Origin of the sequence: Vibrio sp. Y51_MX_L26 (assembly GCF_024181935.1) — a bacterium.
GTDB classification, from domain to species: Bacteria; Pseudomonadota; Gammaproteobacteria; order Enterobacterales; family Vibrionaceae; genus Vibrio; species Vibrio diabolicus.
The window spans coordinates 23263-42688 of sequence record NZ_JAMZAS010000003.1 but is presented as its reverse complement, the minus strand read 5'-3'; the positions used below and the strand labels follow the sequence as shown (position 1 = coordinate 42688).

17 protein-coding genes and 1 other RNA gene are annotated in these 19426 nt (G+C 45.1%); 10 read left to right on the top strand and 8 right to left on the bottom strand.

The window, feature by feature from the left end:
* The first annotated feature begins 128 nt into the window (after positions 1-128).
* From NL645_RS08855 to serA, 5 genes are all read left to right on the top strand, one after another.
* Positions 129-437, top strand: a complete 309-nt coding sequence (locus tag NL645_RS08855; protein ID WP_005393932.1) for a cell division protein ZapA — start codon at positions 129-131, stop codon at positions 435-437.
* A gap of 8 nt (positions 438-445) precedes the next feature.
* Positions 446-630: non-coding RNA, 6S RNA (gene ssrS, locus NL645_RS08850), on the top strand.
* A 5-nt stretch (positions 631-635) separates the two neighbouring features.
* Entirely contained in the window at positions 636-1235 is a 600-nt protein-coding gene (locus NL645_RS08845; protein ID WP_134648177.1) for a 5-formyltetrahydrofolate cyclo-ligase, read from the top strand.
* Positions 1236-1288: 53 nt separating this feature from the next.
* Positions 1289-1945 carry a ribose-5-phosphate isomerase RpiA gene (gene rpiA / locus NL645_RS08840; protein WP_005380982.1) on the top strand — a complete coding sequence of 219 codons (657 nt, stop codon included), beginning with the start codon at positions 1289-1291 and terminating at the stop codon, positions 1943-1945.
* Between the two features lie 272 nt (positions 1946-2217).
* Positions 2218-3450, top strand: a complete 1233-nt coding sequence (serA, locus tag NL645_RS08835) for a phosphoglycerate dehydrogenase (protein WP_134648179.1) — start codon at positions 2218-2220, stop codon at positions 3448-3450.
* A gap of 60 nt (positions 3451-3510) precedes the next feature.
* Here serA and NL645_RS08830 read toward each other — a convergent pair whose 3' ends face one another.
* A complete protein-coding gene (locus NL645_RS08830; protein ID WP_005393939.1) occupies positions 3511-4203 on the bottom strand; it encodes an oxidative stress defense protein in 693 nt (230 codons plus the stop codon).
* Positions 4204-4430: 227 nt separating this feature from the next.
* Entirely contained in the window at positions 4431-5327 is an 897-nt protein-coding gene (locus tag NL645_RS08825) for a LysR family transcriptional regulator ArgP (RefSeq protein WP_046875104.1), read from the bottom strand.
* Positions 5328-5473: 146 nt separating this feature from the next.
* Here NL645_RS08825 and NL645_RS08820 point away from each other — a divergent pair, with 146 nt between their 5' ends.
* Positions 5474-6103 (top strand): LysE/ArgO family amino acid transporter, encoded by a 630-nt coding sequence (locus NL645_RS08820; protein WP_012841398.1) that lies wholly within the window; start codon positions 5474-5476, stop codon positions 6101-6103.
* Between the two features lie 19 nt (positions 6104-6122).
* Complete coding sequence (locus NL645_RS08815; protein WP_012841397.1) at positions 6123-6605, top strand: YbaK/EbsC family protein; 483 nt, start codon at positions 6123-6125, stop codon at positions 6603-6605.
* A 46-nt stretch (positions 6606-6651) separates the two neighbouring features.
* Here NL645_RS08815 and mscS read toward each other — a convergent pair whose 3' ends face one another.
* The 5 genes from mscS to NL645_RS08790 all read right to left on the bottom strand — a co-directional run bounded on the left by mscS (position 6652) and on the right by NL645_RS08790 (position 13625).
* Positions 6652-7518 carry a small-conductance mechanosensitive channel MscS gene (mscS, locus tag NL645_RS08810; protein ID WP_005393946.1) on the bottom strand — a complete coding sequence of 289 codons (867 nt, stop codon included), beginning with the start codon at positions 7516-7518 and terminating at the stop codon, positions 6652-6654.
* A gap of 434 nt (positions 7519-7952) precedes the next feature.
* Positions 7953-9029: a class II fructose-bisphosphate aldolase gene (gene fbaA, locus NL645_RS08805; RefSeq protein ID WP_005393947.1), complete on the bottom strand. Its 1077-nt coding sequence runs from the start codon at positions 9027-9029 to the stop codon at positions 7953-7955.
* Between the two features lie 154 nt (positions 9030-9183).
* Positions 9184-10344, bottom strand: a complete 1161-nt coding sequence (locus NL645_RS08800; RefSeq protein ID WP_005393948.1) for a phosphoglycerate kinase — start codon at positions 10342-10344, stop codon at positions 9184-9186.
* Between the two features lie 153 nt (positions 10345-10497).
* Entirely contained in the window at positions 10498-11535 is a 1038-nt protein-coding gene (epd, locus tag NL645_RS08795; RefSeq protein ID WP_006743084.1) for an erythrose-4-phosphate dehydrogenase, read from the bottom strand.
* Between the two features lie 131 nt (positions 11536-11666).
* Positions 11667-13625 carry a ligand-gated channel protein gene (locus NL645_RS08790; protein WP_253651593.1) on the bottom strand — a complete coding sequence of 653 codons (1959 nt, stop codon included), beginning with the start codon at positions 13623-13625 and terminating at the stop codon, positions 11667-11669.
* Between the two features lie 140 nt (positions 13626-13765).
* Between NL645_RS08790 and NL645_RS08785 the strand changes: the two genes are divergently transcribed.
* Positions 13766-14659 (top strand): LysR family transcriptional regulator, encoded by an 894-nt coding sequence (locus NL645_RS08785; RefSeq protein ID WP_006743086.1) that lies wholly within the window; start codon positions 13766-13768, stop codon positions 14657-14659.
* Between the two features lie 94 nt (positions 14660-14753).
* Here NL645_RS08785 and tkt read toward each other — a convergent pair whose 3' ends face one another.
* A complete protein-coding gene (gene tkt, locus NL645_RS08780; RefSeq protein WP_253651592.1) occupies positions 14754-16748 on the bottom strand; it encodes a transketolase in 1995 nt (664 codons plus the stop codon).
* Between the two features lie 315 nt (positions 16749-17063).
* Between tkt and metK the strand changes: the two genes are divergently transcribed.
* Complete coding sequence (metK, locus tag NL645_RS08775) at positions 17064-18218, top strand: methionine adenosyltransferase (RefSeq protein ID WP_253651591.1); 1155 nt, start codon at positions 17064-17066, stop codon at positions 18216-18218.
* 402 nt (positions 18219-18620) lie between these two features.
* Positions 18621-19418 carry a DUF2189 domain-containing protein gene (locus NL645_RS08770; protein ID WP_005393959.1) on the top strand — a complete coding sequence of 266 codons (798 nt, stop codon included), beginning with the start codon at positions 18621-18623 and terminating at the stop codon, positions 19416-19418.
* The last annotated feature ends 8 nt before the right edge of the window (positions 19419-19426 follow it).

Genomic DNA, 19426 nt, shown 5'->3' with positions numbered 1-19426 from the left:
ATCTCGTCATCATTTCTCTTTCTGTGATGGGAAATGCTTGAATCTTAATAGCGGTTTTCCTATAGTTTGCTCCTCGGTGGTTGTATGAAGCAACACCTTAGATAGCGCGAATATAGAGTTTATTCATCATGAGCAATCAAGCGATCGACGTTGAAATATTAGGCAAAGTTACACGAGTGAATTGTCCGACAGGACAAGAAGAGTCTCTTGTTGCAGCGGCAAAAGATCTGGATCGCCGATTGAAAGAAATGAGCGAACGTACTAAGGTAACCAATGAAATCCAACTGCTGACCTTCGCTGCATTGAATATTTGTTATGAGTTGCACACCAAGTCATACGAATCAAACGGTCAACAGCAAGAAATTACTGAGCGAATGGAAAAGCTCACTGCGTCTCTTGAGAACGCACTAAGCAAAGTTACGCAAGGACAGCAGTAAATACAAAATTTACCCTGGGGTGTGCGTCAGCAGGATTTAAGTCCCTGAGCCGATAAGCAATACCTAAGGGTTAGTATTTGGTAACTATTGAGCAAGCTCGGCATGCACCGAGAAGCCTACGGTTGCCATTGCTGATCCGCCTTGAACCAGCTGGTTCAAGGGCCACAATCCTCAACGGCACCCTGGGGTATTCTCTCTATGTCAGACCTCTCTCGACAAGACTTCCGCAAACTGATTCGTGAAAAGCGCAACGCATTGTGTAGCGATACGCAATTCCAAGCGGGGATCGACCTTGTCACTCAGTTCTCTCAACTTCCTGAAATCCAGCAAGCACAGCATATTGCTATTTATCTTTCTGCTGACGGTGAACTTGATACCAAGCCGCTCATTGAGTGGTTGTGGCAACAGGGAAAATCGGTTTATTTACCTGTCATCCATCCGTTTTCCAAAGGTCAGTTACTGTTTCTTCTGTACGTAAGTGATGATCAATTGGTCTACAACAAATACGGCATCTTAGAGCCCAAACTGGACATCCGCCACCTCAAGCCCATTCGTCAACTTGATATCATTTGTACACCTTTGGTTGGATTCGACAGCATCGGCCACCGCTTAGGCATGGGCGGAGGGTATTATGACCGTACCCTGTCTCATTGGTTTATAACCGGAGAAGGTGCCAAGCCTGTTGGTATCGCTCACGACTGCCAACATGTAGAACGCTTACCAATTGAAAGCTGGGACATTCCATTACCTAAGATCGTGACCCCAAGCCGAATATGGCAATGGGAAAGTGGCAAGTAAGCCGCTATAATCACGCCCGCAAACGTTAACGAACATCTATTCAGGAGATTGGCATGACTCAAGATGAAATGAAAAAAGCGGCTGGTTGGGCAGCACTAAAATATGTTGAGAAAGGCAGCATTGTCGGTGTTGGTACTGGCTCTACCGTGAATCACTTCATCGATGCACTAGGCACTATCAAAGACGATATTAAAGGTGCAGTGTCTAGCTCTGTCGCTTCAACTGAGCGCCTTAAAGAGCTTGGTATTGAAGTATACGAGTGTAACGACGTAATGAAGCTGGATGTGTATGTTGATGGCGCAGACGAAATTAACCCAGCACGTGAAATGATCAAAGGCGGCGGCGCGGCTCTGACTCGTGAGAAAATTGTCGCAGCAATCTCTGATAAGTTTGTATGTATTGTTGACGGCACCAAAGCAGTTGACGTACTAGGTCAGTTCCCACTACCTGTAGAAGTGATCCCAATGGCACGCTCTTACGTTGCGCGCGAATTAGTAAAACTGGGCGGTGACCCGGCTTACCGTGAAGGCGTTGTGACTGACAACGGCAACGTAATTCTGGATGTACACAACATGCAGATTACTAACCCGAAAGAAATGGAAGACAAGATCAACGGTATCGCGGGTGTGGTGACTGTGGGTCTTTTTGCTCACCGTGGTGCTGACGTCGTAATCACAGGTACACCAGAAGGTGCAAAAATTGAAGAATAAATAACAGCTCAAATCGACCTATCTGGTTCACTTTTCTGTTATTTCATTACATACGGTGCTGCAAGGCACCGTTTTTTATTCCTTTCTCTAAGAAAATTATCTCTTATTCCGTAATTTTCTTACCCAAAGCAATTTTTTTTTGTTACTTTATTGAACAGAAGACGCACAAGGAAACGTTTGTCCTCCTACAAAACTATCAATTATCCCCTTTTTAATAGTTTTGCCCAATGTGCGCCACATTAGCCCACCTTTCCATTTTAAGGACGAGAAAAATGGCCAAAGTTTCACTGGAAAAAGAAAAGATTAAGATCCTCTTGTTAGAGGGACTCCACCCTTCTTCAGTTGAAGTTCTTCAAGCAGCTGGTTATACCAACATTGAGTACCATAAAGGTTCCCTTCCGGAAGAAGAATTGATTGAAGCGGTTAAAGACGTGCACTTCATCGGTATTCGCTCCCGTACGAACCTATCCGAAGAGGTAATCAATGCGGCGAATAAACTGGTTGCAATTGGCTGTTTTTGTATCGGTACTAACCAAGTAAACCTAGACGCAGCAGCAAAACGCGGCATTCCTGTGTTTAATGCACCGTTCTCTAACACACGCAGTGTGGCTGAGCTGGTACTTGGTCAAATCCTACTACTTCTGCGTGGCATTCCTGAAAAGAATGCGCTTGCACATCGCGGTATTTGGAAGAAAAGTGCTGACAACTCTTACGAAGCACGTGGCAAACGTCTTGGCATTATCGGATACGGCCACATTGGTACGCAGCTAGGTATTATTGCCGAAAACTTAGGTATGCGCGTTTACTACTACGATATCGAAAACAAGCTGTCCCTTGGTAATGCGACGCAAGTACATACCATGAGTGAACTACTAAACAAGTGTGACGTAATTTCTCTGCACGTTCCTGAAACGCCAGAAACAAAAAATATGATGGGTGAAGATGAGTTTGCTCGCATGAAGCCAGGCTCAATCTTTATTAATGCAGCACGCGGCACTGTCGTGGATATTCCAGCGCTTTGCCATAGTTTAGAAGCAGGTCATATTGCGGGCGCTGCGATTGATGTATTCCCAACAGAACCGAAAACGAATGCCGACCCGTTCGAATCTCCTTTGCAGAAGTTCGATAATGTCATTCTCACTCCACACGTTGGTGGTTCAACGCAAGAAGCACAAGAGAACATCGGTGTTGAGGTCGCAGGAAAACTGGCGAAGTACTCTGACAACGGCTCTACGCTTTCAAGCGTAAACTTCCCAGAGGTGTCACTGCCAGAGCACGGTGGTGAATGCTCTCGCTTGCTTCACATCCATAAAAACCGTCCTGGTATTCTTACTCAGATCAACACCATCTTCGCGGAAGACGGCATTAACATTGCCGCACAGTACCTACAAACAGCCGCTGAAATCGGCTACGTAGTGATCGATGTTGAAACCGAGCGCTCAGAAGAAGCGCTAGCGAAACTGAAAAGTATTGAAGGCACTATCCGTGCTCGTATCCTTCACTAATTTGTGAAGCAGAAATAACAAAGGCAGGGAGTACCCTGCCTTTTCTTTTTGCACCCAGTATTACTTCAGCTTGTAAATCACGTCAACTTGATCGCGAATAATCATGGTAGAATCCTGGTAGCTGTTTGCCCCTTCTTTACTGTCCATCGCCATCGAGCGCATTAGAACTGGCTGAACGTGCATCTGTCTGTAATTGATCTGCCAAACATCACCCAATTTTTTCTCAAAGCCAGTAGCCAGTGACGCTGCTTTTTCTCGCGCATCCTGGATAGCCGCCATGCGTGCCTTTTGCTGATACTCAGCCTGGTTGCTTACCTTAAGTTGAATATTATCAACCTGATTAATCCCTGCTTCTAACGCCATATCTAGGTACTGGTTTAGGTTTTTTAGATCCGTAACCGTCACATCAATGCTACGAGAAGCGCGATAACCAACGAGCTCTGCTTTACCAGATTTAGGGTAGTGGTATTGAGGCGCAAGGTATAAATTCGAGCTGGTAACATTGTCTTTTGATAAGCCAGCATCGGACAGATTTTTCAGAAATTGCTCAACGGTTTTGTCAACTGACTGCTTGGCCTGTTCAGCAGTCATTGTCGTGTCTACCACTTTCACAGAAAACGTCGCCATATCTGGTGTAGCAATAACTTCACCATAACCTGTCGTCGTTACGTGAGCAAATTCAGGCGAGTTCGCCAACACTGAAGCACTAGTAAGGCTGAGTGCAGAAGCCAGCAAAAATGAATACAGTCTCATTCAATAAATCCATCCATACAAAAATAAAGTACTTACTCTCAGCAGAAAGGCTCAAGATTCAGACAAAACTATCACTACTGAGAAAGTGTATGGTTTCATAATAGAAACTTCTGTCGATTATCCAAGCACTCAGAATGACTTCTAACACAACTTTGACTATGTAACATTGGCGTAATTTTTCAACGAAACACTCTATCGGCAATGAACCCATCGCTGCAACAATGAACTTATTGAGGTAAGTGTCGCTGAGCATACCCGACTATCGCGTGTGAGATTTCTTGTAGAACCCCCGTTTCCAGTTGCCAATGATGCCAATAAATCCGATGGGACATTAAAAAACCGGGAGTAACATCAACCAACGCGCCACGCTCTAGCTCGTCGGTAATTTGCAAACGAGGGATTAAGCAATAGGCTACACCAGCTAACGCCACTTTTAGAAACGCTTCAGAGCTGCTGATGTTATGGTGAATGACGCTATCAGGGCTGACATTGAAATGCTCGGTAAGAAAGGTTTTATGTAGGTCATCATATTGATCATACGAAACGGCCGGCGCCTTGGCCAAAGTCTGGTTATTGACGCCTTGAGCAAAGTAACGCTGATAAAACTCCGGACTCGCGACACAAACGTAATCAACACGTCCCAAGTAATCCGCTCTACAGCCAGGTATCGGCTGGGATTCTAAGCTGATCGCCCCCGTCACTTCGCCACTTTTTAGCTTTTCGATGGAACGAGATTCACCATAGATAGTGAGTTTGAGTTCAACCTGACGCTGCTTCATGACATCTTGCAGTGCAGGCAGTAGCCAAGTAGCAAGGCTATCAGCATTGGTCGCCAAAGAGAGTTGTACAGGTCGAGTACTGGTATCATTCTTGAGTTCGGGCAGAATTTCATGCTCGAGTAAGCGCACTCGACGATAAAGGCCTAATAACTTTTTACCAATCGGCGTTGGCTTGGGTGGTTGACTACGAACCAAAACGGGTTGTGCGAGAAACTTCTCTAATTGTTTAATACGTTGAGAAATCGCTGATTGCGAGACAAATAAATGTTCGGCTGCACGCTCAAAGCTCCCCTGATAAACCACGGCATCTAATGCCTCAATCCATTTATAGTCCAACCCTCTCATCCTGATCTTCCTCTCCTGATAAAACATCAACCCTTAAATTAGCTTGGCTAATATAATATTAAAATCATTAATTATACTTATTTAGATAAACTCTTTATCTTTCACTCTTCTGAGAATTTATTGGTTATTTTGAAGTGAGGTGAAGTGTGAGCTTGTGGGTTCTATTGCAAGGATTTGGTTTAGGGGCATCAATGATCATTCCGATCGGCGCACAAAATGCGTATGTCTTAAATCAAGGCATAAAGCGCAATCATCACCTGACGACTGCCACTATTTGTAGCATCCTAGATATGATCTTCATTTCTCTAGGTATCTTTGGTGGTGGTGCGATTCTGTCTCAAAATGAAATCTTACTAACATCGGTGACCCTTGGTGGTATTGCCTTCCTGAGCTTTTATGGATTACTGTCACTTAAGAGCGCGTTTAAGTCAGACAGTGAGTCAGAATCAAAAGGTGAAGTCGTCGCACGTGGTCGTCGAACGGTCATTTTAGGCGCGTTAGCCGTCACAGTACTTAACCCCCACTTGTATTTAGATACCGTCGTTATTTTGGGCTCTATTGGTGGGCAGTTTGAAGGCCATGACCGAATTGCTTTTGCACTAGGTACGATGATGGCTTCCTTTGTTTGGTTCTATACCTTGTCAATAGGAGCCGCAAAACTAGGCCCTACCCTATCAAAGCCAAGAGTGAAAAAAGGCATCGACATCGCGGTCGCAGTAATGATGTTCACGATAGCGTATATTTTAGCTAGTGAACTTATTGAAAAGTACTGGTAATCAACAGGACAACAAAGACATGGAGTCACTAAAGCGTATCTATGATATCAATAGAGAGCGACTCAACGCGCTCTCTATTCCTTTTCGGGAATGGCAGCATGAAGCTATCTTAGACTTTGACACGGATATAAGAGTTGCGTCCGAGCTTGGATGGACAGGCACGCACACCAAAAGCCTCTTCTTAAAACTTAAAGGGCAAGGCTACGCAATTTATCTAACAGAAAAAGACTCTCGCCTCGATGCCAAACAAATAAAGGCCGTCACAGGTAAACGCCCCTCAATTTGTGACGACGATGAAATGGTCGAAGTGTTAGGTTGTTTGCCTGGAGCGGTATGTCCGATTGGCTTACCTGAATATGTCACGCTCATTGTTGATACAGCCCTGTATCAACACGAAGAGTTGCTCTATACGCCAGGGTTGCCTGAATTCACCTTTGGCTTTGCCGGTAAACATCTAAAACGTCTATTGCTTGCCGGTAATCACATTCTTTATGAGATATAAAAAAGCGAGGCCAATTGGCCTCGCTTTCGAATATCTACCGCTTGTATTAAGCGTCGATTTTGTTCAGATGAACATCCATTTGTGGGAATGGAATTTCGATACCATTTTCATCCAATGCTTCTTTAATACCTTGCATTGCATCAAAGTATACGCCCCAGTAATCTGCAGTTTTCACCCATGGGCGAACCACAAAGTTTACTGAAGAGTCTGCCAGCGTAAGTACGCCGATTGTGATATCAGGATCTTTCAAGATACGCGGATCTTTTTCTAGCGTCTCGCGAATTACTTTCTTCGTTAGTTTAAGATCCGCTTTGTATGACACACCAATCACTAAGTCGACACGTCGCGTTGCATGACGAGAGTAGTTAGTAATTGCACCACCGATTACTGACGAGTTAGGCACAACAACCATCTTGTTGTCTGGTGTTTTTAGAACAGTTTGGAAGATTTGAATTGCTTCAACACTACCCGCTACACCGCCAATTTCTACGTAGTCGCCAGATTTGAATGGACGGAACGCAACAATGAGTACACCAGCTGCAAAGTTTGATAGTGAACCTTGTAGCGCAAGACCAACAGCAAGACCTGCCGCACCGATTACAGCCACGACTGAAGCGGTTTGAACGCCTAATCGACCAAGAGCTGCGATAAGTACAATTACAAATAGCAAGTAACGAACAAGACCGTGAATAAATTCAACGACAGCCTTATCCATGTTTTTCTTTTCTAGTACTTTAGAAACACTACCAGCGACTGCTTTAACGATAATATTACCGATAAACAGAATAAGCAGCGCAGAGATAATGTTCACACCGTACTGAACCAGTAGATCTGAGTTGTTTGTCAGCCAAGTTTCAGCCTGAGTTAGACCATCCGTTAAAGTGGTATCGATACCCACCGATTCACCTGCCATAATTCTTATCCTCAAAAATAAAGATATATAAATCCAATTGCCGTTAATTTATGAACCTTGTTTTTTAAAGGCTCTTTTCTAAAACAACATCCCTATTGCCCCACTGAACAGTGTCAGATTTTTGGCACAATATCCCAACTTTGACTTTTTTCAAAGTCAGAGTTTCGCAAAGATATGCAAAACAAGACTTTATCAGAGTTTTCTGATATTGGCTTGTTACAGGTTACGCAATGCACTCTTATTTCGCCACTCCTATGACTGATATTCCTATGTTTTTATTTAAAAACGTTAAAGGGGGAACATCCCACCAGAAAATACAACCTGACGCATAAAGATATCAATAGGAAAACAGGGAAAGAAACATAGGGGCAAAATGATAGACATAAAAAAACCCGCTCAAAAAGCGGGTTTTTAAGTAACTTAATCAGTAACGATTATAGTACGTCAACTGCGTTTAGGTCAGCAAATGCTTGCTCTAGACGAGCTACCATTGAAGCTTGACCAGCACGTAGCCATACGCGTGGATCGTAGTACTTCTTGTTTGGTGCATCTTCACCAGTTGGGTTACCGATCTGACCTTGTAGGTAATCGTGGTTTTCAGCTTCGAACTTACGGATACCATCCCAAGTAGCCCACTGTGTATCAGTATCGATGTTCATTTTGATAACACCGTAGCCGATAGATTCACGGATTTCTTCTAGAGAAGAACCTGAACCGCCGTGGAATACGAAGTTTAGAGAGTTCGCTGGAAGACCGAATTTCTCAGAAACGTGCGCTTGAGAATCACGTAGGATAGTTGGAGTTAGAACAACGTTACCTGGCTTGTACACGCCGTGTACGTTACCGAAAGATGCTGCGATAGTGAAACGGTGGCTGATTGCGCTTAGTTTCTCGTATGCGTATGCAACGTCTTCTGGAGAAGTGTATAGCTCAGACGCATCCATATCAGAGTTGTCTACGCCGTCTTCTTCACCACCAGTACAACCTAGTTCGATTTCTAGAGTCATGTTCATTTTAGCCATGCGCTCTAGGTACTTAGCAGAAATCTCGATGTTCTCTTCTAGAGACTCTTCAGAAAGGTCGATCATGTGAGAAGAGAATAGTGGCTTACCAGTTTGCGCGAAGTACTCTTCACCAGCGTCTAGTAGACCGTCGATCCAAGGAAGTAGTTTCTTAGCAGCGTGGTCAGTGTGTAGGATTACTGGTACACCGTAAGCTTCAGCTACAGCGTGAACGTATTTCGCACCAGCAACAGCACCTAGGATTTGAGCTTCTTGACCTTCAAGTTTTAGACCTTTACCAGCAAAGAAAGCAGCGCCACCGTTAGAGAATTGAACGATAACTGGAGCTTTAACTTTTGCAGCTGCTTCAAGTACTGCGTTTACAGAGTCAGTACCCACACAGTTTACTGCTGGAAGTGCAAAGCTGTTTTCTTTTGCAACTTCAAATACTTTCTGAACGTCATCGCCAGAGATAACACCTGGTTTTACGAAGTCGAAGATCTTAGACATGGATGTAATCCTATTTATCTGTCGTTTTTAAACAAAACTTGTTAAGTTGAAAATCTTGCAAACGTTTGCTCACAACTGAGGCTATTCTAGCAGAGTTCCTCACACGTTGCAGCAAACAAGAAAGCGGGAGAATCACTCCCCCGCTTTGCTTTAATTACTTAGCGCGTGCTTCTAGCATTTCTACTGCTGGAAGAACTTTACCTTCTACGAATTCAAGGAAAGCGCCGCCACCTGTAGAGATGTAAGAAACGTCAGCTTTGATACCGAACTTGTCGATAGCTGCTAGCGTGTCACCACCACCTGCAACAGAGAAGCCTTCAGATGCTGCAATAGCTTCTGAGATACCTTTAGTACCTGCTTCGAAGTTCTTGAATTCGAATACGCCTACTGGACCGTTCCATAGGATAGTCTTCGCGTTCTTAAGGATTTCTGCTAGTTCAGCTGTTGAATCTGGGCCAAGGTCGAAGATCATGTCGTCGTCTTGTACTTCAGAAACGTGTTTAATTTCTGCTTCTGCGTTTTCGTCGAATGCTTTCGCACATGCAACGTCAGTTGCTACTGGAATTGCACACTCATCCATTAGTTTCTTAGCAGTGTCTACTAGATCCGCTTCGTATAGAGACTTACCAACGTTGTGGCCAGCAGCTGCGATGAATGTGTTAGCAATACCACCACCAACAACAAGTTGGTCAGCGATTTTAGATAGAGACTCAAGTACAGTTAACTTAGTAGAAACTTTTGAACCGCCTACGATTGCAACCATTGGACGAGCTGGGTTGTCCATTGCTTTACCTAGCGCTTCAAGCTCGTTTGCTAGAAGAGGGCCAGCACAAGCGATAGGTGCGTGCATACCAACACCATGAGTTGACGCTTGAGCGCGGTGAGCCGTACCGAATGCATCCATTACGAATACGTCACATAGTGCTGCGTATTTCTTAGATAGCTCTTCGTCGTTTTTCTTTTCGCCTTTGTTAAAGCGAACGTTTTCTAGAACAACAAGTTCACCAGCGTTTAGCTCTAGGCCATCTAGGTAGTCTTTTGCTAGCTTCACTTCACAATCTAGTGCGTCGTTTAGGTAGTTAACAACTGGTTGTAGAGAGAACTCTTCAGCGTATTCACCTTCAGTTGGGCGACCTAGGTGAGACGTAACCATTACTTTAGCGCCTGCTTCTAGGCAGTGCTTAATAGTTGGAAGAGATGCGATGATACGTGCATCTGAAGTTACTTTACCGTCTTTTACTGGCACGTTTAGGTCAGCACGGATAAATACACGTTTACCTGCAAGATCCAGGTCAGTCATCTTGATTACAGACATGATGTGTCCTCTCAAATATTGATAATTAAAGTTTTTGAAAACTCGGCAACCCTGCCAAGCCTGTTAATTCTTCAAACTGGTTATAGATGATATGGAGATATCATGGATTTATTTCAAGGCTTGAAATAAAAAATCTCCATTACTTCTTCGTCATTACTGCTCCACTTGAGAAGAAGCTTGCATTGCTAAGGCAGTATCCAGCATCCGGTTAGCAAAGCCCCATTCGTTGTCGCACCAAACGAGCATTTTTACGAGTTGCCCGTTACTCACTCTAGTCTGGCTTCCATCAACAATCGCACTATGGGGGTCGTGGTTAAAGTCGATGGAAACGAGTGGCGATTCAGTATAGTCAACAATGTTACGTAATGTACACTGAGATGCGTTAACAATGGTTTGATTTACGTCATTAACTTTCACATTTGTATTAATTGTGACACTTAAATCCATTGCGGTGACGTTAACGGTTGGGACACGAACAGAAATTGCTTCGAATTTGTTGGAAAATTTCGGGAAGATTCTTTCAATCCCCTTATGCAACTTGGTGTCAACCGGAATAATAGATTGGCTCGCTGCGCGGGTACGGCGTAGATCGTTATGGTACGCATCGATTACTTGCTGATCGTTCATGGAAGAGTGAATCGTGGTAATGGTACCGGACTCAATACCGAAGGCTTCGTCTAACACTTTAATGATGGGAACGATACAGTTGGTGGTGCAAGAGCCATTGGAGACAACACGGTGTTCGTCTTTCAGAGTTTCGTGGTTCACACCATAGATAATCGTATTATCTATGTCGTTTGCGCCCGGGTGTGAAAACAGCACTTTCTTCGCGCCAGCTTCTATATGCGCTTGCCCATCGGCTTGTGAACCAAACACGCCAGTGCAATCCAAGACAATATCGACTTCTAAATCACGCCAAGGAAGTAGTTCGAGTTCAGAGAGGTGAAGAATGCGAATAGAGTCATATTCGCCGCTATCATGATGAACATGCAAGTGTTCTTGGTCGTGGGAGATTTTTTTACCGAAGCGACCATGACTAGTGTCATATTGCAGTAGGTGCGCCATCGCTTCTGGCTGCGCTAATTCGTTAACCGCCACAACCTTGATCTGCTGATGTTTTCCGCTTTCATATACGGCTCGCAGAACATTACGACCTATACGTCCAAATCCATTGATCGCAACCTTTAGCATTTATCCTTCGCCCTACCAAAAATTTCGTGTCACAGATACTACCTGATCAGGCTGAAAAACGCACCTGTTGAATCATAGTAAAGCAGGATTAAAAAAGGCCGAGACAATGCTCGGCCTTATTACAACAATAATTAAAATGCGACGTCTAAACCTAACCAGTAGCGACGACCATCTTCGACATATCCGTATTCTTCGTAACTGATTTCCTCATCCAGCAAGTTATAGATCGCGCCTTTAATACGAGTATTATCGGTTAACTGGTATGTCACACCAGCGTCCACAAAGGTATAAGCAGGCTCTACAATACTGTTTCTTGATGGGCCAGTAACCGGATCCATTTCTTTACCTCGGTAAGTGACTTTAGCCCAGCTTTCTAGATCTGTTGTTGTTTGCCAAGTTACATCCACATTAAACAGATGCTTTGGTAACTGTTGCAGCGGCATGCCTTTGTATTCACCTGTTTTTTGCTCTGAGTCGGTAAATGTGTAGCTCGAGCTGAGGTAAATGGTTTCCGTTAATGGCGATGCTAAGGTCGCTTCAATACCTTGTGTGACCGCTTCGTCCACGTTAATGCGGTACGTTGGATCTGCCCCCCATTGGTTTGGTCCATCTGTACAGATGGTATCTGGACAAACAACACGTGTGATCTTGTCTTTGAACTCATTATGGAACGCAGTCAAAGAGACATCTAAACCAGAGTCACCTTGATACAAGACACTGATTTCTTTGTTTAGCGACGTTTCAGGGTCAAGGTCTGGGTTACCGTAGATATTACCTCCGCCACTGACTTGCGCCCAACCAGGAGTAATTTCACGTAATTGCGGAGAACGGAAACCTGTTGCCACGCCACCTTTCACAGTCCAAGATGGGTCAACTCGCCATACACCATAGACACGCGGACTAAAGTGCGCACCATAGTTTTCGTCATGATCTAGACGACCACCAAGCGTAACGCTAAACGGCTCGGCGATTCTCCACTCATCTTCAATGAAAACAGCCCACTGCGTATTCGATGTTTCGGTCTTCGATGACGCTTTATTGGAAGTAAAATCTTCAAGCTCGGCGTGAGTAGCATCCACACCGGTTGTCAGCGTATGGTTTCCAATACCAATCACTAAGCTCGATTTGAACGTGGTGTTGGTGATCGTCATCTCGCGAGATTTGTTCTCGCTCTCTTCACGTTGTAAGTAAGTATCTGAGATGCCAACCGAGTCCCAGTCGCCATTGTGACTTAGCGTTACATAATTACGACGATATTCGTTGAGTGAATCCTCACAACCTCTTCGGCACCCCGTCGTTGGTACGGAAAGGCCAACGTTACCGCGACGACTTTGTGCCGATGTGCCACCCTCTAGTTGCACAGAATGGCGGTCATTAATCTGGTAGGTCAGTTTTGAAGAGATACTTTGCATATCTTTATCTTCATAGCCGTATTCAATATCGTCTTCTTCTCTTGCGGTATACTGACCGTATACTTGGAGAGATAGATTTTCGGCTAGCGGCCCATTGACGAAGAAATTCGCGCTCTGCTCTCCGCCCGAGCGACTGTTTTCTTGCAGAACCGTGCCTAGCTGAACATTACCTGTCCACTCCATCGCGTCTTTTCGCGTGATCACGTTAATTACACCACCAATCGCATCAGAGCCATAAAGCGTCGACATTGGACCACGGATAACTTCAATTCGCTCAATCGCTTGAAGAGGGGGTAACCAGCCTTGTTCGATACCAGGGCCGTCACTATTTGGGCGAGTTTCACGTGTGCTTTGACGTTTACCATCGACCAGTATCAAAGTGTATTTAGAACCCATACCACGGATACTGATATCGGTAGTGTCACCACCACCTGTTACGACGACACCAGGCACACTTTTTAGTGCATCAGTCACATCGCGGTAATAACGAGAGTCCAACTCCTCACGCGAAATCACACTAATACTTGCAGGCGCGTCCGCTTGAGATTGCTCATAACTTGATGCAGTTACAACCACTGTTTCCATTTTAGAAACCGCATCATTGGCAAACACATGAGGGACACTGACGAAGGCTAAAATACCAGTTGCAGTAATAACTGGCAGTCTAAGAGTAGACATCTACATCTCCATAATTGATAATGATTATTATTTTCGAAGGTGAATTATTCACAAATAGAATGAGATGCATAGTGAGAGTTATGGAACGGTTCTTCCCATTTATGGAACCCGTGCATAACGCAGTAAGGAGTAAATGAAATATGCACGACTTAGCATCAATTAGAGCCTTTGATGCGCTCAATCAGCATAAGAGTTTGACCGCCGCTGCCAAGGCCCTCAACCAGCCTAAATCAACGCTGAGTCGTCGCTTAGCACAATTAGAAGAAGATTTCGGTCAGGCTCTAACCGCAAGACAAGGTAACCGATTAGTTCTGACAAGAGCGGGAGAAATTTTTGCCCACTACAGTCGCCAGATTCTTGAGCTAAGTGAAGAGAGTTATGACGCGCTTCAAGGTTTAACAAACCAAGTTTCAGGGCCGCTACATATTGTTTGTCACACAGCATTAGTTAGAAGTTGGCTAGGTGGTGTGCTCAACGGTTTTCTTGCCGATAATCCTGACGTTAGGGTTCAACTTACCAGTGACTTTTCTGAAGCGCACCATGACCCAGATTTGTTCATCTGGCTCGGTGAGCGTAAAGATCTCGATTGGCGCAAAGAGGTATTAGGCTCATTTCGTTACACGCCCTTTGCCTCTCCAGCTTATCTTGAACAACACGGTTCGATCCTGCACCCCAAAGAGCTTGAAGCGCATCCGTGGATCGATTTTGGCTCGGTACAAGAAAATGGATTGATGCTCACACACCCTCAACACGGTGAGTTCTTTTTAGAGCCATTTGTGAGTCGCTTATACAGCGACAACATCGCAATGCAGATCGACAGCATCGCGAATGGTCATGGTATTGGACTGCTGCCAACTTGGACAGCAAGCGGCTACGAGAAACATCATCCGGGTCGAATCACACCTTGCTTAGAAGGTTGGCTTTCAGAGCCCATCTCCATTAACTGCTATACGCCTGCAGGAAGACCACCACTGCGCTTATCCGTACTTTTAGACTGTATTCACCAAAGCATTCCACAAGGTTGGAAAACCTGACAAAAAACAAAAAAGGCCATCGCAATGATGGCCTTTCCAACTTTAGTATCTAACAGTCGTCCTTTACGTTCGGACTATTGAGACAATCTAGCAGTTACGCTAGCAATTCTTTTGCTGTGTTCACTACGTTTTCAGTCGTGAAGCCAAACATCTCGAATAGCTGACCAGCAGGTGCAGATTCACCAAATGAAGTCATACCGATGATGCGACCGTCGAAACCAACGTACTTGTACCAGAAGTCTGCGATGCCCGCTTCGATAGCGATGCGTGCTGTTACGTCTGATGGCAATACTGCTTCACGGTAAGCAGCGTCTTGCTTGTCAAATGCATCCGTTGATGGCATTGAAACAACGCGTACTTTCTTACCTTCTGCCGTTAGTTGAGTCGCAGCTTCTACTGCTAGCTCAACTTCAGAGCCTGTTGCGATAAGGATAAGCTCTGGCTTGCCTTCGCAATCTTTCAGGATGTAAGCACCTTTCGCGATGTCCACTACTTGCTCAGCTGTACGATCTTGTTGCGCTAAGTTTTGACGAGAGAAGATAAGTGCTGTTGGTGCATCTTTACGTTCAATCGCTAGTTTCCATGCTACGGCAGACTCAACCTGGTCACACGGACGCCATGTGCTCATGTTTGGCGTTACGCGTAGAGATGCCATTTGCTCAACCGGTTGGTGAGTTGGGCCATCTTCGCCAAGACCAATCGAATCGTGCGTGTACACTTGGATGTTCTGAATTTTCATCAGCGCAGCCATACGCATTGCGTTACGAGCGTATTCCATGAACATTAGGAATGTTGCGCCGTAAGGAACGAAACCACCGTGCAATGCGATACCGTTGATGATAGCGGTCATACCGAATTCACGTACACCGTAGTGGATGTAGTTGCCAGAGAAGTCATCCGTTTCTAGAGACTTAGAACCAGACCACATGGTCAGGTTAGAAGGCGCTAGGTCAGCAGAACCACCCATAAACTCAGGAAGCATTTGACCAAACGCTTCTAGTGCATTTTGCGATGCTTTACGTGATGCAATGTTCGCTGGGTTTGCTTGAAGATCAGCAATGATTTGGTTCGCTTTTTCTTCCCACTCCGCTGGAAGTTCGCCGTTTAGACGACGTTTAAGCTCTGCTGCTTCTGCAGGGTAAGCTGCTGCGTATGCTTCGAACTTTTCATTCCAAGCCGCTTCTTTCGCTGCACCTGCTTCTTTTGCATCCCACTCAGCGTAAACATCTGCAGGGATTTCAAATGGACCGTACTCCCAACCTAGGTATTCGCGAGCCGCTTGAATCTCATCGTGACCTAATGGCGCACCGTGACAGTCGTGCGAACCAGACTTGTTAGGAGAACCGAAACCGATAATTGTTTTAGTACAGATTAGAGTCGGACGAGGATCCGCTTTAGCCGCTTCAATCGCTGCGTTGATTGCTTCAGGATCGTGACCGTCTACCGCTGGGATTACGTGCCAGCCGTAAGCTTCGAAACGCTTAGGTGTATCGTCAGAGAACCAACCTTCAACGTGACCGTCGATAGAGATACCGTTGTCATCCCAAAACGCGATCAGTTTGCCTAGACCTAGCGTACCTGCTAGAGAGCATGCTTCGTGCGAGATGCCTTCCATTAGACAGCCGTCACCCATGAACACATACGTAAAGTGGTCAACGATGTCGTGACCTTCTTTGTTGAACTGTGCCGCTAGTGCTTTCTCTGCGATAGCCATACCAACAGCATTAGTGATGCCTTGGCCAAGAGGACCCGTTGTTGTCTCGATACCAGGCGCGTAACCGTACTCTGGGTGACCTGGGGTTTTTGAGTGCAATTGACGGAAGTTTTTCAGATCGTCAATAGATAGCTCATAACCGCTTAAGTGCAGTAGAGAGTAAATAAGCATTGAGCCGTGACCGTTTGACAGCACGAAGCGGTCGCGGTCGGCCCACTCTGGGTTTGATGGGTTGTGGTTTAGGTGAGAGCGCCAAAGAACTTCAGCGATATCAGCCATACCCATTGGTGCGCCTGGGTGGCCTGAGTTAGCTTGTTGAACACCATCCATGCTTAGAGCACGAATTGCATTGGCAAGATGTTTACGAGACGACATGTCTGCTCCTGAGTACATTAAGCGAAACGAAAAGTAGGTCATAATTCTCTCAAAGCCCTGTTGGGTGTGCAAACGTTTTCCAGTCCAAAACCTCACAAATATTGCACCTTTCGCGCCAAATCGTTCGAAGTTCTTAAAATTATCAATAAATCAGGCAAACGTTTGGTTATAACAAAAACCAAAAAAGAGCTTGTAATTCGAGCAATCAAATTTAGAATAGACGTCTAGATGTAGATACACCTACAAAAATTAGTATTAATTTGCGCTGGAGAGTTTATCATTCCCCAGTTTTAAACCAGATATAGTGGAGCTAACATGGCTAAGCACCTGTTTACTTCTGAGTCAGTATCAGAAGGTCATCCAGATAAAATTGCAGACCAGATTTCTGATGCGGTTCTTGACGCGATTCTAGAGCAAGATCCAAAGGCTCGTGTTGCATGTGAGACTTACGTTAAAACCGGTATGGTAATGGTGGGTGGTGAAATCACGACTTCAGCATGGGTAGACATCGAAGAGTTAACTCGTGAAACCGTTCGTGAAATCGGCTACGTACATTCAGATATGGGCTTTGATGCAGATTCTTGTGCGGTACTAAACACAATAGGTAAACAGTCGCCAGATATCAACCAAGGTGTTGATAAAGCTGACCCTAAAGAACAAGGTGCAGGCGACCAAGGCATTATGTTTGGTTACGCTTGTAACGAAACTGAAGTACTAATGCCAGCGCCAATTACTTACTCTCACCGTCTTGTTCAAAAGCAAGCAGAAGTTCGTAAAAACGGCACACTACCTTGGTTGCGTCCTGATGCAAAATCTCAGGTAACGTTCCAATACGATCAAGGTAACATCGTTGGTATCGACGCGGTTGTTCTTTCAACTCAACACTGTGATTCAATCTCAACTTCAGACCTGCGTGAAGCGGTAATGGAAGAGATCATTAAGCCAGTGCTACCTTCTGAGTGGATCAACAAAGAAACAAACTTCTTCATCAACCCAACTGGTCGCTTCGTAATCGGTGGTCCTATGGGTGACTGTGGTCTAACAGGTCGTAAGATCATCGTAGATACTTACGGCGGCGCAGCTCGTCACGGTGGCGGTGCGTTCTCTGGTAAAGATCCATCAAAAGTTGACCGTAGTGCAGCATACGCAGCACGTTACGTAGCGAAAAACATCGTAGCGGCTGGCATGGCTGACCGTTGTGAGATCCAACTTTCTTACGCAATCGGTGTTGCTGATCCAACGTCTATCATGGTGGAAACGTTCGGTACTGAGAAAGTATCTCACGACATCATCATTGAAGCGGTTCGTCAATTCTTCGACCTACGTCCATACGGTCTACAAGAAATGCTTAACCTTCTTCAACCTATCTACAAGAAGACAGCGGCTTACGGTCACTTCGGTCGTGAAGAATTCCCGTGGGAAGCGACAGACAAAGCTGAACTTCTACGTGATTTCGCTGGCATCAAATAATCAAGCCAAGCAAGAATTAATCAAGCCCTCGCCTCTGGCGGGGGCTTTTTATCTTCAGCAACTTTTATCCAGCCATTTCGACTAATACCGCCCCGCCTCACGAAGTAGTCGTGTTTTTCCCTCACTTTTATACCGAATAAATTTTCAGCAATTATTTGTAAATTATCCCATCTCCGCCAATAGTTAAAATATTGTTAATTCCAATTTAAATAGAGACGTCGGATGCTGGCGACTGTGGAAGCAACACTTAAGTAAAGACATGAGTCAGGCATCTTTATGGCCGATACCAAACTAAGCCAATGCTCAGATGTAAACTTGAAAAAGTCGCTTCAAGTTTGACTGAACAAAAACCGCTGTCAGTTGGTATAAGCGGATAATGTGGGAATAAATCAAGGAGGAGTTATGCCTCGAACTGTTAATCCATCGGACTTCCACAACAAGCGAAAGGAAGTGCCAGACAACGAATACGCCAGAACCATACCGTGCAATACGGTCAATCTTTCTGCACCTTTTCATTGGCTCGCATTAGGTCTGCATGATTTCGTGCGAATGCCGCTTATTAGTGCTTTCTATGGCATCTGTTTTATGGCAGCTGCCATAGGCATTGTTTTGCTCGTTCAGTGGCAAGGCACACACTTGGTCGTCATGCCCAGTTTGATTGTTTACATGTTAATCGGTCCGTTTCTCGCGCTCGGCTTGTATGATGCCAGTTGGGAGAGAGAGCGCGGACACAAAGCAAGCTTGTTCCATTCAATGAAAGCGATCGGTCGTAATTCAACATCTCAATGGGCATTCGCCGTGTTACTCGCAGTGTGTATGATATTTTGGATGCGTATTGCCGCTCTACTTCATGCGCTTTACCCTTCTGTTCAAGGGGCATCTTTAAGTGAGTTCCTCCCCTTCCTTGTCATCGGCTCTCTAGTTGGCTTTGTTTTGGCTTGTGTGGTGTTTAGCATTTCAGCCTTTTCTATTCCGCTCATGATGGAGCGTCGCGTAGACATGATGACCGCTGTATTTACTAGCTTTAATGCGGTGAAATCCAACATTCCAGCGATGATTGTTTGGGCGGCGATCATCTGCGGCGGTATTCTTATCGGCTTTGCGACCTACGGGATCGGAATGTTGTTTACCATGCCAATTCTAGGCTACGGTACATGGCATGCTTACCATGCCACCATCAAGAAAAAACACACTCCGTAATTAACTGA

Bases quoted from the DNA above. Each gene is read 5' to 3' on its own strand.
- NL645_RS08855 (WP_005393932.1), top strand. From the start codon at position 129: ATGAGCAATCAAGCGATCGACGTTGAAATATTAGGCAAAGTTACACGA.
- NL645_RS08845 (WP_134648177.1), top strand. From the start codon at position 636: ATGTCAGACCTCTCTCGACAAGACTTCCGCAAACTGATTCGTGAAAAG.
- rpiA (WP_005380982.1), top strand. From the start codon at position 1,289: ATGACTCAAGATGAAATGAAAAAAGCGGCTGGTTGGGCAGCACTAAAA.
- serA (WP_134648179.1), top strand. From the start codon at position 2,218: ATGGCCAAAGTTTCACTGGAAAAAGAAAAGATTAAGATCCTCTTGTTA.
- NL645_RS08830 (WP_005393939.1), bottom strand. From the start codon at position 4,203: ATGAGACTGTATTCATTTTTGCTGGCTTCTGCACTCAGCCTTACTAGT.
- NL645_RS08825 (WP_046875104.1), bottom strand. From the start codon at position 5,327: ATGAGAGGGTTGGACTATAAATGGATTGAGGCATTAGATGCCGTGGTT.
- NL645_RS08815 (WP_012841397.1), top strand. From the start codon at position 6,123: ATGGAGTCACTAAAGCGTATCTATGATATCAATAGAGAGCGACTCAAC.
- mscS (WP_005393946.1), bottom strand. From the start codon at position 7,518: ATGGCAGGTGAATCGGTGGGTATCGATACCACTTTAACGGATGGTCTA.
- fbaA (WP_005393947.1), bottom strand. From the start codon at position 9,029: ATGTCTAAGATCTTCGACTTCGTAAAACCAGGTGTTATCTCTGGCGAT.
- NL645_RS08800 (WP_005393948.1), bottom strand. From the start codon at position 10,344: ATGTCTGTAATCAAGATGACTGACCTGGATCTTGCAGGTAAACGTGTA.
- epd (WP_006743084.1), bottom strand. From the start codon at position 11,535: ATGCTAAAGGTTGCGATCAATGGATTTGGACGTATAGGTCGTAATGTT.
- NL645_RS08790 (WP_253651593.1), bottom strand. From the start codon at position 13,625: ATGTCTACTCTTAGACTGCCAGTTATTACTGCAACTGGTATTTTAGCC.
- NL645_RS08785 (WP_006743086.1), top strand. From the start codon at position 13,766: ATGCACGACTTAGCATCAATTAGAGCCTTTGATGCGCTCAATCAGCAT.
- tkt (WP_253651592.1), bottom strand. From the start codon at position 16,748: ATGTCGTCTCGTAAACATCTTGCCAATGCAATTCGTGCTCTAAGCATG.
- metK (WP_253651591.1), top strand. From the start codon at position 17,064: ATGGCTAAGCACCTGTTTACTTCTGAGTCAGTATCAGAAGGTCATCCA.
- NL645_RS08770 (WP_005393959.1), top strand. From the start codon at position 18,621: ATGCCTCGAACTGTTAATCCATCGGACTTCCACAACAAGCGAAAGGAA.